Genomic DNA, 14,565 nt, shown 5'->3' on the forward strand with positions numbered 1-14,565 from the left:
CTACTCTCCATGCAAATTGTCGCGCGGTGGCTTTTCGGATGCGAACCGTTCCGATTTTCGCCTAGATGCGCGTCTTGTTGAGGCCGTCTCGCGGTTGAGCGGCTTGACGGGCCGGGCATGGGAATGACGGGTTTGCTTCAAAAATCTCTTTGCGCGATCGCGCTGTCGCTTGTCGTGGTCTCGGCCGGCAATGCCGGGACGCTGGTCGAACCGACCTTGCATCTGAAGCTGCAAGGCGGCGGTGGCCGTGTCGCGCTTACGCTGGACGCCTGCGGCGGGAAGACCGATACGCGCATTCTTTCGGCCTTGATCGAAAACAGGATTCCCGCGACTATCTTCGTCACCGGCATCTGGCTGAAGCGCAACGCCGCCGCTGTCGGGATCATGCGCGCGCATCCTGATCTGTTCGAACTGGAAAACCACGGTGGCCGCCACATCCCGGCGGTCGACACGCCCCGCAAGATCTACGGCATCAGCAGTGCCGGCAGTCCAGATGCCGTTCAGGCCGAGGTCGAGTTGGGTGCCGCGGCGCTTGCGAGCGCTGGCGGCCCGCCGCCGAAATGGTTCCGCGGCGCCACCGCCGAATACAGCCCGTCGGCGATCGCCATGATCCGCAAGCTGGGCTTCAAGGTCGCGGGCTTTTCCGTCAATGGCGACGGCGGCTCACTGCTCGGCGCCAAGGAAACCGCCCGGCGCATCGCCGCTGCCAAGGATGGCGACGTCATCATCGCTCACATCAACCAGCCGACCCATGCCGCGGGCGAGGGTGTCGTCCAGGGCCTGCTCGCCCTGAAGCAGAAGGGCCTGACCTTCGTTCGGCTGGACGACGCCGACGACGTCGGCAACGACGGCACCACGGATTGATCCGCGGGGGGTTGATGACGACGGTTGGGAGGCTCAGCGACCTCGGAGATCCGCGATGCTTTCCGCCGCAGTCTATCACTCCGGCTTAGTCTCGACCGTCACCTTGCTCGTATAGAACGCGCCGTGATCGCGGATGTCGACCACTTCGTCGAAAGGTTGCTCATAGGCCCACATCGCGTCCCTGCCGCTGTCGCCGGCCGGCAGCACGCTCCAATAGCTCGCGTCGCCCTTGTAGGGACAATGCGTCGAATGCTCGGTCCTGGCGAGCTTGCTGAAGTCGATATCGTCGAACGGGATGTAAAAAACCGCTGGGTAGGGCGGTTCCGACAAGAGCCTGGCCCGGGTTGACCTGGCGATGACGACGTCGCCGGCGCTGACCGTGACGGCGCCGCGATAAGGCTCGATCGTTATCACCTTGTCGGGATTGCGCTGAAAGCCGGGGGCGGGGTTGGCGCGCTTGTCCAAGACGGGTCTCATCGGCAGTTTGAGGAAGGTGCGTGGCGGTTTTTCCGTTCGGAACCGCTCTCGTCCGTCAAAGGTGGGTCGGCCCGACGCCTCGCGCAAGGCAGCGCCATGACGCAAAATCGCGTGCAGGCGAAATAATGTTCTAACCGGCGCCGACAGTCAGGCGGCGGCCTGGAATGCGTCCATGAGGCCGGCATAGGCGGCAGCGATGCCGGCGACCGGATTGCTGCTTCTCGCCGCTGTCTCGACCTTCAGCGCGCCGCCGGCGGTCGGCAGCGTGAGCAGCAGGAACTGGCGGTTGCCGCCGTCGCCGACGCTTGCGGCAGCGACATGCTGGCCTTCGCCGTCATTCTCGACGCACATCTTGAACAGCAGCGTTCCGCCGACGGCCTCCAGCGCGCCGCCGACGACTTCGGCAAATTCATCGTCGGAAACGGTTTTGGAGTCCGGCGTCAGATCGTCCAGACTTTCGGCAAGCGTGCTTTCGAGGGCTTTTTCATCGAGCTGCACGTCCATGCGAATCTCTCCATTCGCCAATCTCACCCAGCCCATTAATGAATCTTAACGGCGACGATGGCCGGATTATGGCGGGTTTCACGGGTCATCCGCCCATCCGACCGCCTTGGACTTATGGTGGCTGGACAATCCGCCGGATCATTCCACAATGCGTGAAACAATGACGCGAAAGCGCGAAAAAGGGGAGGAGCCGAGATGCTCGGACTGATGCAGGAATGGCCGCTGCTCTGCCATAAGCTGATCGATCACGCCGAACGCCAGCACGGCGGGCGCGAGGTCGTGTCGCGCTCGATCGAAGGCCCGATCGTGCGCACCACCTTTGCCGACATCCGTCATCGGGCGCTCAAAGTAGCGCAGCGGCTGGAGCGTGACAGCTTCGGGCTCGGCGACCGCATCGCAACGCTTGCCTGGAACACCGCCCGCCACATCGAGGCCTGGTACGGCATCATGGGGATCGGCGCGATCTACCACACGCTCAATCCGCGCCTGTTTCCCGAACAGATCGCCTGGATCATGAACGACGCCGAGGACAAGGCGATCTTCGTCGACCTGACCTTCGTGCCGCTGCTGGAAAAGATCGCCGGCCAGGTCAGGTCGCTCAGGCAGGTGATCGTGCTGACCGACCAGGCGCATATGCCGCAAACCTCGTTGCCGAACGCTGTCGCCTATGAGGAATGGCTTGCCGAGGCGGACGGCGCCTTCGCCTGGAAGACATTCGACGAGAACACGGCTGCCGGCATGTGCTACACGTCGGGCACGACCGGCGATCCGAAGGGCGTCGTCTACAGCCATCGCTCGAACGTGCTGCACGCCATGATGGCCGCCATGCCCGATGCCATGGGCGTTTCGACGCGCGACGTCGTCCTGCCCGTGGTGCCGATGTTCCATGCCAATGCCTGGGGGCTCGGCCAGGCCGCGCCGATGATCGGGGCCAAGCTGGTGATGCCAGGCTGCAAGATGGACGGCGCCTCGATCTACGAATTGCTCGACATCGAAAAGGTAACTTTCAGCGCCGCTGTGCCGACGGTATGGATGATGCTGCTGCAGTATCTCGAGGAGACCGGCAGGAAGCTGCCTTATCTCAATAAGGTCGTCATCGGCGGTTCCTCCTGCCCGCGCGCCATCACCGCCAAGTTCCAGGACAAATACGAGGTTCAGGTGGTGCATGCCTGGGGCATGACCGAAATGTCGCCACTCGGCACGTTGTGCACCATGAAGCCGGAATATGAAGGGCTGACCGGCGATGCCAGGCTCGATATCCAGGGCAAGCAGGGCCACCCGCCCTTCGGCGTTGAAATGAAGGTGACAGACGACGAGAACAACGCGCTGCCCTGGGACGGCAAGACCTTCGGGCGTCTGAAAGTTCGCGGCCCTGCGGTCGCGCGCGCCTATTACGGCGGCGTCGGCGCCGAGCAGTTCGACGCCGAGGGCTGGTTCGACACCGGCGACGTCGCCCATATCGACGCCAGCGGCTATATGCAGATCACCGACCGCGCCAAGGATGTCATCAAATCGGGCGGCGAGTGGATCTCCACCATCGATCTGGAGAACCTGGCCGTCGGCCATCCCGATGTGGCGGAGGCGGCGGCCATCGGCGTGCCGCACTCCAAATGGGGCGAGCGCCCCCTGCTGGTGGTCGTGCGCAAGCCGGGCAAGGAGCCGAGCAAGAGCGATATCCTGACCTTCATGAGCGGCAAGGTGGCCAAGTGGTGGATGCCCGACGACGTCGCCTTCGTCAGCGAGATTCCCCACACGGCGACGGGCAAGATCCAGAAGACCACCTTGCGCCAGCAATTCAAGGAGTATCGGCTGCCGACGGATTGAGGATTGTTAAATCTTTCGGCTTCAAGGCTGGCGCAAAAAGCTCTAAGTCTCGATGCGGACTGGGGTAATGCGGCAGACGATGGCTACAATTCCTGAACGGCAGACGTCGAGGGCGGCCGGCTGGTCGCGGCGGATCGGGGCATTCTCGCTCGTCCTTTTGCTGACCGTCGTTGCCGGCTACCGGCTCGACCTTGTCGACACCCCGCCTTTCCTGTGGGTGCTGGCGCTCGTTGCGCTGCTTGCGGCGCTCGCGCTGCTGCTCGCCGGGCTTGCACTGTCGAGGCTGTGGAATTTCGGCGACCGCGGCGGCCGCGATCTCAGCGTCGGCGCCCTGCTGGCAGTGCTGGTGCTTGCGCCTTTCGGCATCGCCGCCTACTGGGCGACCGTCTATCCGCCGCTGCGCGACATTTCGACCGACGTCGACGACCCGCCGGCGCTCGACACCAGCGACCGGACAAGCGACATGAACGCGCTGTCGCCGCCGACGCCCGGCGAGCAGAGCCTGCAGGCGGAAGCATATCCGCTGGTGAGCGGGCGCAGCTACAACCTGCCCTTCGAAACCGTGGTCGATGCTGTCGAGACGGTGCTCGACCGGCGGGACTGGCAGCTGACCGCGCCCTATCCCGACATCAACAGCCAGAGCGAGGCGACGATCACCGCGGTCGCGAGAGGCTTGGTGCTCGGTCTGCCGGCAGATGTGGCCATCCGCGTCGCCGACGACGGCGATTCGGTCGTCGTCGACATGCGTTCGGCCTCGCGCTACGGGCGTCATGACTTGGGCGACAATGCCGCCCGTATCACCGATTTCCTCGCCGAGCTCGATCAGGAGGTCGCCGGCCAGGTCGGCGCGGCGCCGGCCGAGTGAGTCAACCGGCAGGCCTGAAAATGCCGTCGATCGCCGGGTCGCCTTCGCTGGCGACGAGACCGCGGGCCACCAGGTCCTCGAGATGCGCGAGAACCGAAAGGCCGGCTGCGCCGTGCAGCCGCTGGTCGGTGCCGCGATAGATCGCGGCGACCATCTCCCTGATGGTTCGGTCGCCGCTCAGGATGCGTTCCAGGATCGCCTGCTCGCGCATTTTGCGATGCATCTTCAGCCCGCGCATGAAGCTGCGCGGCGCGGTCACCGGCCCGCCATGGCCGGGCAACAGCAGGCGGTCGTCGCGCTCGATCAGCCGGTCGAGCGATTTCATATAGTCGGCCATCGCCCCGTCGGGCGGCGCCACGATGGATGTGGCCCAGGCCATGACATGGTCGGCCGAAAACAGGATGCCTGTCCCCTCCAGCGCAAAGGCCGCGTGGTTGGCGGTATGCCCTGGCGTCAGCACGGTGCGGATCGCCCAGCCGTCGCCATGGGTAAGGCTGCCGTCCGCCAGCGCAATGTCGGGCACGAAGCCCAAATCGGCGCTGGCATCCAGCGGATTGATCTCGCCGATGCGCAGCCGCCGCGCCGGCCGATGCGGGCCTTCGGCGAGCATGGGAGCGCCCGTGCGTTCTTTCAGCCGCGCCGCGAGCGGCGAATGATCGCGGTGGGTATGGCTGACGAAGATATGGCTGACCGGCCTGCCGTCGATCGCCGTGAGCAGTGTTTCGAGATGCTCATCGTCGTCCGGCCCTGGATCGATCACTGCCAGCGTGTCGCGGCCGACGAGGTAGCTGTTGGTGCCGTGGAAGGTGAACGGGCTCGGGTTCCTGGCCGTGACGCGCTGGACGTCCGCAGCGACCGTGACCGCCTGGCCATAGGCAGGATCGAAGCGTGTGTCGAATTCAAGCGTCATGCCGGGTCCTGCTGCTCGCGGCAAAATGATTGCCGCATCCTGCGGAAGCCAATATAGGAAAATCAATGCATGTCGCCCAAAACTGCGCAGCAGTCTTGGGAGAACGACACGCATCAGGACGAAATCTTGAAGCGCGCCGCCTGAACTCGTTTCTCCGCGACGCGCCTCAAACACAGCAAATCAGCCACGATGGGGAAGACCATGGCAACTGCAACCACGATGCGCCCGCTCGTTTCTCTCGCTCTGCCCGACCAGGGCGCGGCCCGGCTTGCGAGCCAGCTCTTTCTGGCGCTTGCAGGAACCCTCCTGCTCACCCTGTCGGCGAAGACGAAAGTGGTGTTGGGCCCGGTCGACATCTCGCTGCAGACGCTTGCGGTGCTGCTGATCGCCTCGGCCTTCGGCATGCGTCTTGCCGTCGCGACGCTCCTTCTCTACCTCGCCGAGGGCGCTTTTGGTTTGCCGGTGTTCCAGGGCACGCCGGAAAAGGGCCTCGGCATCGCTTATATGCTGGGCTCCACCGGCGGCTACCTTGCCGGCTTCGTGGTGATGGCGGCGATCGCCGGCTGGGCCGCCGACCGCGGCTGGGACCGCCACCCCTTCAAGCTGTTCGGCGCCATGCTTGCCGCCGAGATCGTCATGATGGCGATGGGCTTTGCCTGGCTGGCGGCGCTCATCGGACCGGAAAAGTCCTGGCAGTTCGGCGTCGCGCCGTTCATCGCCGGCGACCTGATCAAGGTGGCGCTGGCCGCGAGTCTCGTGCCGGCGGTCTGGGCGCTGCTCAAGCGCTCCTGATCGCGACCAAAAGACAAGGGCCGATGGGCGCTTGGCGCCGGCCGGCCCTTTTTGCGCACAGCCGGATTCGCTCGCAATCGCCGCATGCCGGATGCAAGAAAGCAGTGAAATAGCGTCGGGGAAGAAATCAAGCCGACAATTGACAAGCCAGTGCCCGAAACATAAGCACGGGCAACTTGGCGTCGAGGCGGGGGCCGCGGTAGTTCAAGGAGAGCTTGTTGAAAGGAATTATCCTTGCCGGCGGCAGCGGAACACGCCTCTATCCCCTAACATTAGCGGTTTCTAAGCAAATACTGCCGATCTACGACAAGCCCATGATCTACTACCCGCTGAGCGTGCTGATGCTCGCGGGAATCCGCCAGATTCTGGTCATTTCCACTCCGCGTGACTTGCCGGTGTTTCAGGCTTTGCTGGGCGACGGTTCGGAATTCGGTGTGGAGCTTTCCTATGCCGAGCAGCCTCAGCCGAATGGTCTTGCCGAGGCTTTCATCATCGGCCGCGACTTCATCGGCAGGGACAGTGTGTCGATGATCCTCGGCGACAACATCTATTTTGGCGGCGGCCTGTCGCAACTCTGCCGCGAGGCGGCGACGCGTGATGGCGGCGCCTCGGTCTTTGCCTACTATGTCGACGATCCGGAGCGTTATGGCGTGGTCTCCTTCGACAAGGTCACTGGCAAGGCTTTGACGATCGAGGAGAAGCCGCAAAAGCCGAAGTCCAACTGGGCCGTGACCGGTCTCTATTTCTACGACAATGATGTCGTCGACATTGCTTCCACGATCCGCCCTTCGGCGCGCGGCGAGCTCGAGATCACGGCGATCAACAATGTCTATCTCGAGCGTGGTGAGTTGCATGTCCGCCGCCTCGGAAGGGGTTACGCCTGGCTGGACACGGGCACGCATGACAGCCTGCTCGAAGCATCGTCTTTCGTGCGCACGATCGAGCATCGCCAAGGCATCAAGGTCGCGTGCCCGGAGGAGATAGCGCTGGAGCAGGGTTGGCTCGACGCTGAAAAGGTTCTGGAGCGCGCGGCGCGCCTGGGCAAGAATGAGTACGCTGCCTATCTGCGCAAGCGGGCCGCCGACCTGACGGAGGAACGGTTTGCTTGAGGTCAGGCCGCTCGGCCTCGACGGCGTGCTGGAGATCGTGCCCAAGCGGCACGGCGACGCGCGCGGTTTTTTCAGCGAGACCTGGAATGCCGGGCGTTTCGCCGAGGCCGGCATCGATCTCGCCTTCGTGCAGGACAACCATTCCTATTCCGCGGCCGCCGGCGTGCTGCGCGGACTGCACTACCAGTTGCGGCCGCGCGCCCAGGATAAGCTGCTGCGCGTGATAAGCGGCAGCGTCTTCGATGTCGCGGTCGACATCCGCCGTTCCTCGGCGACGTTCGGCAAGTGGGTGGCGCTGGAAATATCGGCTGAGAAGGGCAACCAGATCCTGGTGCCGAAAGGGTTTGCGCACGGCTTCGTCACGCTCGTGTCGCACACGGAGGTGCTGTACAAGGTGACCGACACCTATTCGCCCGGGCATGATCGGTCGATCCGCTTCGACGATCCAGAAATCGGCATCGAATGGCCGGCGATCCCAGGCGGATTCCAGCTTTCGGACAAGGATCGCAAGGCGCCTCTGCTCGCCACGGCGGAGGTGTTTGCGTGAGAGAGGGCGGCATGAATTTCCTGGTCACCGGTGGCGCCGGCTTCATCGGCTCGGCCGTCTGCCGGCATCTGTGCGCCAACCCGGCCCACCGCATCACCAATCTCGACAAACTGACCTATGCCGGCAACCTCGCTTCGCTCAGGCCGATCGAGAATGCGCATAATTACCGTTTCGAGCAGGCCGATATCTGCGACGAGCGAGCGGTGCTTGAGATTTTGCGCCGCGACGACATCGACATCGTCATGAACCTCGCCGCCGAGAGCCATGTCGACCGCTCGATCGACGGCCCCGGCGCCTTCATCGAGACCAACATCGTCGGCACCTACCGTATCCTGAACGCCGCGCTCGACTACTGGCGCGGGCTGTCGGGGGAGCGAAAGGCCGGCTTCCGCTTCCATCATGTCTCGACCGACGAGGTGTTCGGCGACCTTCCCTTCGACGGCGGCATGTTCGTCGAGGAGACGCCCTATGCGCCGTCCTCGCCCTATTCCGCGTCCAAAGCCGCGTCCGACCATCTGGTGCGTGCCTGGCATGAGACCTACGGCCTGCCGGTGGTGCTCTCCAACTGTTCGAACAATTACGGCCCTTACCATTTCCCCGAAAAGCTCATCCCGTTGGTCATCCTCAACGCGCTCGACGAGAAGCCGCTGCCGGTTTACGGCGCCGGCGCCAATGTGCGCGACTGGCTGTTCGTCGAGGACCACGCCCGCGCGCTGGAACTCGTGGCGACGAAAGGGCGGCCGGGCGAGAGCTACAATGTCGGCGGCAACTCCGAGCGCACCAATCTCGGCGTCGTCGAGACGATCTGCGATCTTCTCGATCTGAGGCGCCCGCGCGCCGGCGGCAGAAGCTACCGCGACCTGATCACCTTCGTCACCGACCGCCCCGGTCATGACCGCCGCTACGCGATCGACGCCTCCAAGATCGCGCGCGATCTCGGCTGGGCGCCGCGGGAGAATTTCGACAGCGGCCTGGCGAGGACGGTCGATTGGTATCTCGACAACAAATGGTGGTGGGCCCCGATCCGCGAGCAGCGCTACAATGGCGAGCGGCTGGGCCAGGGTCCGATGGAAAACCGCCCGATCGAGAACGGCCCGATGGAAGACGCGGCGATCGAAAACAGCCCGGCCAGGAAGGTCGGAAACGGGAAGGCCCAGACCAGGGAGGGCGCCGCGTGAGGCTTGCCGTCACCGGACGCGAGGGCCAGGTTGCCGCCAGCCTGATAGAGCGGGGCAGCAAGGATGTCGAGGTCGTTGCCGTCGGCCGCCCGGCGCTCGACCTCGCGCGGCCCGACACCGTGTTCGCGGCGCTGGAAGCGGCAAGGCCCGACATCGTCGTTTCCGCCGCCGCGTACACCGCCGTCGACCAGGCCGAGGACGAGAAGGACCTGGCCTTCGCGGTCAACGCCACCGGCGCCGGCAAGGTGGCCGAGGCGGCAGCAGGGCTCGGCGTTCCCGTCATCCATTTGTCGACCGACTATGTCTTCGACGGCGCCAAGGACAGCGCCTATGTCGAGACCGACGCGACCGCCCCGCTCGGCGTCTATGGCGCCTCCAAGCTCGCCGGCGAAAAGGCCGTGGCGGCGGCCAACCCACGCCACCTCATCCTGCGCACCGCCTGGGTCTACAGCCCGTTCGGCAAGAACTTCGTCAAAACGATGCTGAGGCTAGCTAGCGACCGCGACGAGATTTCGGTCGTCGCCGACCAATGGGGCAATCCGACCTCGGCGCTCGACATCGCCGACGCCATCCTGCATGCGGCGGCGAGGCTGCGACACGACAAGAATTTCGCCGCCTTCGGTGTCTACCATCTGACAGGCAGCGGCGAGACCAACTGGAGCGGCTTTGCCCGTCACATCCTCGACACAAGCCGGGCGTTTGGTGGCTCGTATGCGCGCGTGCGCGATATCGCGACAGTGGATTATCCAACCAAGGCAAGGCGGCCGGCCAATTCGCGGCTGTCGAGCGTGAAGTTTGCGGGGGTGTTTGGGTGGACGGCGCCGGAGTGCCAATCTTCCGCGATGACCGTGATTGCTCGTTGCGTGGGGGATGGCCGTGGCTCGGGCTTTCCATCGAAACGCAGCACAATGGACCTTTTGCCGAAGCCGGTTCCAAGCGGCACGACCACAGTCGAGGACGACTTCCAGCGATGACGATGTCAACACCCTCGCCGGCAAGCGGCGAACGGAGGCCCGTTGCGAAACCCAGGAGTCGGACATTCTCACTGCGCCGTCTTTATGAGATGCATGAGGGCAAAGTTTCCGACAAATGGTCGCTTTACCTAGCTGAGTATGATCGGATACTTTCAAAGTATCGGAACAGCCCAATTCGGATCTTGGAAATCGGTGTCCAGAACGGCGGCTCACTTGAGATATGGAGTAGGTATTTTCCGCAAGCCGAGCTCATTTTGGGCTGCGACATAAATCAGAATTGCGGTCTGCTGCGTTTTGATGACGCGAGAGTCGGCGTGATCGTCGGCGATGTCAGTTTAGACGACACCCAGCGGAGAATTGTTGAAAGGTCCGGGACATTCGACGTCATCATAGATGACGGATCGCACAAATCTTCCGACGTGATAAGGACATTCGCTAGATATTTCCCTAACCTTGCGGATGGTGGCACGTTCATTGTTGAAGATCTGCATACCAGCTATTGGCAGGACTTCGAAGGTGGCCTCTATGATCCGCTTTCCTCACTCTCGTTTTTTAAACGGCTGCTCGATCTGATCAACCACGAGCACTGGGGACTGGATCGTAGTCGAGCCGATGCTCTCAATGTCTTCGCGAATCGCTACGAAATTGCGATCGATGAATTCGCGCTCGCGTCCATCCACTCCATTGAATTCCTGAATTCGCTCTGCGTCATAACCAAGCGACCCCATGAGCAGAATATCTTGGGCTCCCGCCACGTAGTCGGTCGCGACGCCCAGGCTGAGCAGAGCATCCTGAGCTTGGACGGCGCGGCGGTAGTGGCTGCCAACCAGGCCGCAAATCCATGGTCACTACGGTCGGTGACAATTGAGCAGGAGATCATCGAAACACGAGCATCTGTCGGCCAAACTGCTGCAGGGCTTAAGGCGCTCGCTGACCAGATCGCGGAAGCACGAGAAAAGATAATGATCGGCGAGGTCGAACTGGCACACGCCAAAGCCGAAGTCGCCGAGAAGACACAGGAAGCCCAACTCCTTCGGGCGCAGCTTTCGGCCATGGAAGCGGCGTCGAACTCGCTGCTTGCCGATCGCGACAGCGCTCGTTCGGAAGAGAAGCGACTGCACGACGTTCTCGATGCAGTCTACACAAGCACCTCCTGGCGCCTGACCCACCCGTTGAGAGCCTTGAGGCTCGGAATGAGCGGAACCAGAAACGGTGTTGGCGGCGCTCGCAGAACGCTGGCGCAAACGGCCCGTTTCGCCTGGCATCGAATACCCTTGTCCACCCGGATCAAGCAGCGTTTGAAGGGTGCGGCATTCTCTGCATTTCCCGCGCTTTTTTCGTCGACCAATGCCTATCGTGCTTGGAAGAGTTTTCAATTGCCGAGCTGGACGCGGGAAAGCCGGTCGCCTTCCGGCGCGAAGGGCGCAGTTTTGCCGCCCAGCGCCATCTACGTCCCGCGCCTCGACGCCCGACCGCTGCTGCAAAAGCCCGTTCGCGTGGTCGCTTTTTACCTTCCCCAGTTTCACCCAATTCCCGAAAACGACGAATGGTGGGGAGAGGGCTTCACTGAATGGACCAACGTCGGGCCGGCGCAGCCGCAATTTGTAGGTCATCACCAGCCGCATGTGCCAGCCGAACTCGGTTACTACGATCTGCGCGATGTGGCCGTGCAGCGCCGCCAAGTCGAATTGGCGAAGCTCTACGGCGTCGAAGGCTTCTGCTTCTACTTCTACTGGTTTGGCGGCAAGAGGCTGTTGGAGAAGCCGCTTGAAAACTGGCTCGCCGACCGGAGCCTGGACCTGCCGTTCTGCCTGTGCTGGGCAAACGAGAACTGGTCTCGCCGATGGGACGGGCTCGACCATGAGATCCTGATCGCTCAGGACCATTCCTCGGATGACGACCTTGGCTTCATCGCCGAGGTCGCGCCCTATCTGCGCGACCCCCGCTATATTCGTATCGATGGCAAGCCGCTTCTGCTCGTTTACCGCCCGAGCCTGCTTCCGGCCGCGGAGGAGACTGTCCAACGTTGGCGAAAGTGGTGCCGGGAGGATGGCATAGGCGAAATTTTTCTCGCCTATACGCAATCCTTCGAATTCGTGCCGCCCGAACGATACGGGTTCGATTCCGCCGTAGAATTCCCACCGAACAGGTCGGCGCCCCCCAATGTCACGCATTTGGTGACGCCGTTGAACGACGACTTTGACTCGACCGTCTATGACTGGTCGGTTTTTCCCGAACGCAGCAAGAACTACCCGCCTCGCGAGTACAAACTCTTTCGGTCGGTTTGCCCGGGCTGGGACAATACCGCGCGTCGCAGGCATGGCGGCGCCGTATTCATCAACAACACCCCGGAACTCTACCGCGCATGGTTGAAGAACGCGATCGACGACACGTTGGCTCATGTCGAAGAACCGAGCGAGCGGCTGGTCTTCGTCAACGCTTGGAACGAATGGGCGGAAGGGGCGCATCTGGAGCCGGACGCCGCCAACGGTTTTGCTTACCTGCAGGCAACCCGTGATGCGTTGGAGGCGGCGAACGGGAAATCCAAGCCCCGGATCGTGGTCGTTTCCCACGACGCCCATCCGCATGGAGCCCAATATCTGGCTCTGGCGATAGCGCGCGAGCTGGGGGCGCTGGGATTCGACGTCGACATGATCGTCCTGGGCGACGGGCCGATGCTGCCGCGCTTCGCCGAAGTCGCAACCGTTCACCGCATAGACCTCGCCGGTCAGCCTGGGGAAAGCCTGCTCGCAAAACTCCAGGCAATGCGCAGCGCCGGCGCCGAGGTCGCCATGATCAACACGACCGTATCCGGCCGCTTGGTCCCTGTCTTGAAGGAGGCAGGCTTCCGGACAGTTTCGCTGATCCATGAGTTGCCGGGACTACTGCGTTCTTATGGTCTTACCGATGCCGCATCGGCTATCGTTAGGAGCGCAGATAGAGTTGTTTTCCCGGCCGAGGTCGTGAAGACCGGATTTGAGGAATTTGTCGGTGAGGTAGTCAATCAGTCGATCGTCAGACCGCAGGGCCTTTACCTGCGTGCGTCCTACCGCGAAGACGACCGCAGTCGGCTTCGCGACGCGGTTCGGGCGAAATTGCGGCTACAGGCGAACGACCGCATTGTCTTGTGCGCCGGGTATGGCGACCATCGCAAAGGGCTGGATCTCTTTGTGGATGCATGCCTCAAAGTAATGAGGGCCAAGCCGGATGTGGCAGCCGTTTGGGTGGGCCACGTAGACAACGCGCTGCAAGCGACTCAAATGCAGCGGGTAAGGGATGCCAGGCTTGAAGATCGATTTATCTTTGTCGGATTGGTCGACAACCCACGAGATTACTACTTCTCGGCCGACATATATGCTTTGGCTTCGCGTGAAGATCCGTTCCCTTCAGTGGTGCTCGAAGCTCTCGATGCAGCACTTCCGGTCGTCGCCTTCGAGGGCGCTGGCGGTTTTCAGGATTTGCTGAAGCGCGATTGCGGCATCCTTGTACCTAAGCTCGATACGGATGCGATGGCCGGAGCCATTTTCAACCTCCTCGACGATCCAGACCAAGCTGAGAGCCTGGCACGGACCGGACGAGAGATCGTTCGTCAGGAATTCGGCTTCAATGATTACCTTCGTGATTTGCTGTCCTATGCCGGAAAGCCCTTGCCAAAGGTTTCTGTCGTCGTGCCGAACTACAACTACGCTCGATACCTGGAAGCACGACTCGGTTCGATCATGACACAGACCGTTCGACCTTATGAGCTGATTGTGCTTGATGACGCCTCGACGGATGGCAGTGTCGAAGTCATCGAACGGGTTTTGGCCAATTGCGAGATCCCCAACCAGCATATCAGGAACGATCGGAATTCAGGCTCGGTATTCCGCCAGTGGATGCGCGGCGTCGAAGCTGCGCGGGGGGATTACGTGTGGATCGCCGAAGCGGACGATCTCGCCGACCCCGCCTTTCTGGAAAAACTTCTGCCCGCGTTCGAACGTGAGGACGTGGTCTTGAGCTACTGCCAATCGCGGCAGATGGGCGGCGACGGGCGGATACTAAGCGAACATTATCTCGAATATGTCTCCGATATCGACCGGTCTCGCTGGACCAAACCCTACGTCATGGATGGGCGTCAGGAAGTAACCGAAGCTCTATACCTCAAAAACACGATTCCTAACGTCAGCGCAGTTTTGTTTCGTCGAGAACCGCTGCTTGAGGTTCTTGGCGGGGGGCTCGAAGAGATCGCTTCCTACAGGGATGCCGGCGACTGGGTTGCATACCTGCGGTTGCTCGAGAAGGGGGGGATCGCGTTCCATCCGCAGCCGCTCAACTCGCATCGCCGGCATGAGTCAAGCGTCACCCGTTTCGATGTTAGGCACTTGCAGGAAATCGCCAAAGTGCAAATCGAGACGATCGAGCGGTTCCACCTTGGCGAGCCGGCACGGCTTGCGGCAACTGCATATGTGCAGCGCTTGCACAAGCAATTTGGCTTGGCGATGCCCTAGAGGCGGAAGGTTGGGACAGTTGAGGGCGAGGTGA

The 14,565-nt window shown here is 62.3% G+C and carries 12 protein-coding genes; 9 read left to right on the plus strand and 3 right to left on the minus strand.

All coding sequences use genetic code 11. The annotated features are described in order from the left end of the window. Positions 1-117 precede the first annotated feature (117 nt). Positions 118-864, plus strand: coding sequence for a polysaccharide deacetylase family protein (locus tag CK218_RS05815; RefSeq protein WP_179294433.1), 747 nt, complete (start codon positions 118-120; stop codon positions 862-864). Between the two features lie 75 nt (positions 865-939). On the opposite strand, the gene CK218_RS05820 is transcribed toward CK218_RS05815, so the two are convergent. Both CK218_RS05820 and CK218_RS05825 read right to left on the minus strand, forming a co-directional pair. After that, positions 940-1,329 carry a DUF427 domain-containing protein gene (locus tag CK218_RS05820; RefSeq protein WP_095827132.1) on the minus strand — a complete coding sequence of 130 codons (390 nt, stop codon included), beginning with the start codon at positions 1,327-1,329 and terminating at the stop codon, positions 940-942. A gap of 159 nt (positions 1,330-1,488) precedes the next feature. Then, positions 1,489-1,845: a hypothetical protein gene (locus CK218_RS05825; RefSeq protein WP_066997860.1), complete on the minus strand. Its 357-nt coding sequence runs from the start codon at positions 1,843-1,845 to the stop codon at positions 1,489-1,491. A 195-nt stretch (positions 1,846-2,040) separates the two neighbouring features. Between CK218_RS05825 and CK218_RS05830 the strand changes: the two genes are divergently transcribed. Together CK218_RS05830 and CK218_RS05835 are read left to right on the plus strand one after the other, a co-directional pair. Beyond that, complete coding sequence (locus CK218_RS05830) at positions 2,041-3,669, plus strand: fatty-acid--CoA ligase (RefSeq protein WP_095827133.1); 1,629 nt, start codon at positions 2,041-2,043, stop codon at positions 3,667-3,669. 79 nt (positions 3,670-3,748) lie between these two features. Beyond that, the gene (locus CK218_RS05835; RefSeq protein ID WP_066998193.1) at positions 3,749-4,534 is read left to right on the plus strand and encodes a DUF1499 domain-containing protein; all 786 of its coding nucleotides are present in this window, start codon (positions 3,749-3,751) and stop codon (positions 4,532-4,534) included. A 1-nt stretch (position 4,535) separates the two neighbouring features. Here CK218_RS05835 and CK218_RS05840 read toward each other — a convergent pair whose 3' ends face one another. After that, the gene (locus tag CK218_RS05840; RefSeq protein WP_095827134.1) at positions 4,536-5,444 is read right to left on the minus strand and encodes an MBL fold metallo-hydrolase; all 909 of its coding nucleotides are present in this window, start codon (positions 5,442-5,444) and stop codon (positions 4,536-4,538) included. Positions 5,445-5,645: 201 nt separating this feature from the next. Between CK218_RS05840 and CK218_RS05845 the strand changes: the two genes are divergently transcribed. The 6 genes from CK218_RS05845 (at position 5,646) to CK218_RS05870 (ending at position 14,531) form a co-directional block, all read left to right on the plus strand. Next, positions 5,646-6,236 carry a biotin transporter BioY gene (locus CK218_RS05845; protein ID WP_095778026.1) on the plus strand — a complete coding sequence of 197 codons (591 nt, stop codon included), beginning with the start codon at positions 5,646-5,648 and terminating at the stop codon, positions 6,234-6,236. A gap of 218 nt (positions 6,237-6,454) precedes the next feature. Further along, positions 6,455-7,345, plus strand: a complete 891-nt coding sequence (gene rfbA, locus CK218_RS05850) for a glucose-1-phosphate thymidylyltransferase RfbA (RefSeq protein ID WP_095778025.1) — start codon at positions 6,455-6,457, stop codon at positions 7,343-7,345. Continuing rightward, the gene (gene rfbC, locus CK218_RS05855) at positions 7,338-7,892 is read left to right on the plus strand and encodes a dTDP-4-dehydrorhamnose 3,5-epimerase (protein WP_095827135.1); all 555 of its coding nucleotides are present in this window, start codon (positions 7,338-7,340) and stop codon (positions 7,890-7,892) included. Before rfbA ends, rfbC begins: the two co-directional genes overlap by 8 nt. An 11-nt stretch (positions 7,893-7,903) precedes the next feature. Next, positions 7,904-9,070 carry a dTDP-glucose 4,6-dehydratase gene (gene rfbB / locus CK218_RS05860; RefSeq protein WP_245434936.1) on the plus strand — a complete coding sequence of 389 codons (1,167 nt, stop codon included), beginning with the start codon at positions 7,904-7,906 and terminating at the stop codon, positions 9,068-9,070. Beyond that, entirely contained in the window at positions 9,067-10,044 is a 978-nt protein-coding gene (gene rfbD / locus CK218_RS05865) for a dTDP-4-dehydrorhamnose reductase (RefSeq protein ID WP_095827136.1), read from the plus strand. Before rfbB ends, rfbD begins: the two co-directional genes overlap by 4 nt. Positions 10,045-10,226: 182 nt before the next feature. After that, positions 10,227-14,531 carry a glycoside hydrolase family 99-like domain-containing protein gene (locus tag CK218_RS05870; RefSeq protein WP_143749602.1) on the plus strand — a complete coding sequence of 1,435 codons (4,305 nt, stop codon included), beginning with the start codon at positions 10,227-10,229 and terminating at the stop codon, positions 14,529-14,531. The last annotated feature ends 34 nt before the right edge of the window (positions 14,532-14,565 follow it).

This window comes from Mesorhizobium sp. WSM3879 (assembly GCF_002294915.1).
Classification (GTDB): Bacteria; Pseudomonadota; Alphaproteobacteria; order Rhizobiales; family Rhizobiaceae; genus Mesorhizobium.

Bases quoted from the DNA above. Each gene is read 5' to 3' on its own strand.
- CK218_RS05815 (WP_179294433.1), top strand. From the start codon at position 118: ATGGGAATGACGGGTTTGCTTCAAAAATCTCTTTGCGCGATCGCGCTG.
- CK218_RS05825 (WP_066997860.1), bottom strand. From the start codon at position 1,845: ATGGACGTGCAGCTCGATGAAAAAGCCCTCGAAAGCACGCTTGCCGAA.
- CK218_RS05830 (WP_095827133.1), top strand. From the start codon at position 2,041: ATGCTCGGACTGATGCAGGAATGGCCGCTGCTCTGCCATAAGCTGATC.
- CK218_RS05835 (WP_066998193.1), top strand. From the start codon at position 3,749: ATGGCTACAATTCCTGAACGGCAGACGTCGAGGGCGGCCGGCTGGTCG.
- CK218_RS05840 (WP_095827134.1), bottom strand. From the start codon at position 5,444: ATGACGCTTGAATTCGACACACGCTTCGATCCTGCCTATGGCCAGGCG.
- CK218_RS05845 (WP_095778026.1), top strand. From the start codon at position 5,646: ATGGCAACTGCAACCACGATGCGCCCGCTCGTTTCTCTCGCTCTGCCC.
- rfbB (WP_245434936.1), top strand. From the start codon at position 7,904: ATGAATTTCCTGGTCACCGGTGGCGCCGGCTTCATCGGCTCGGCCGTC.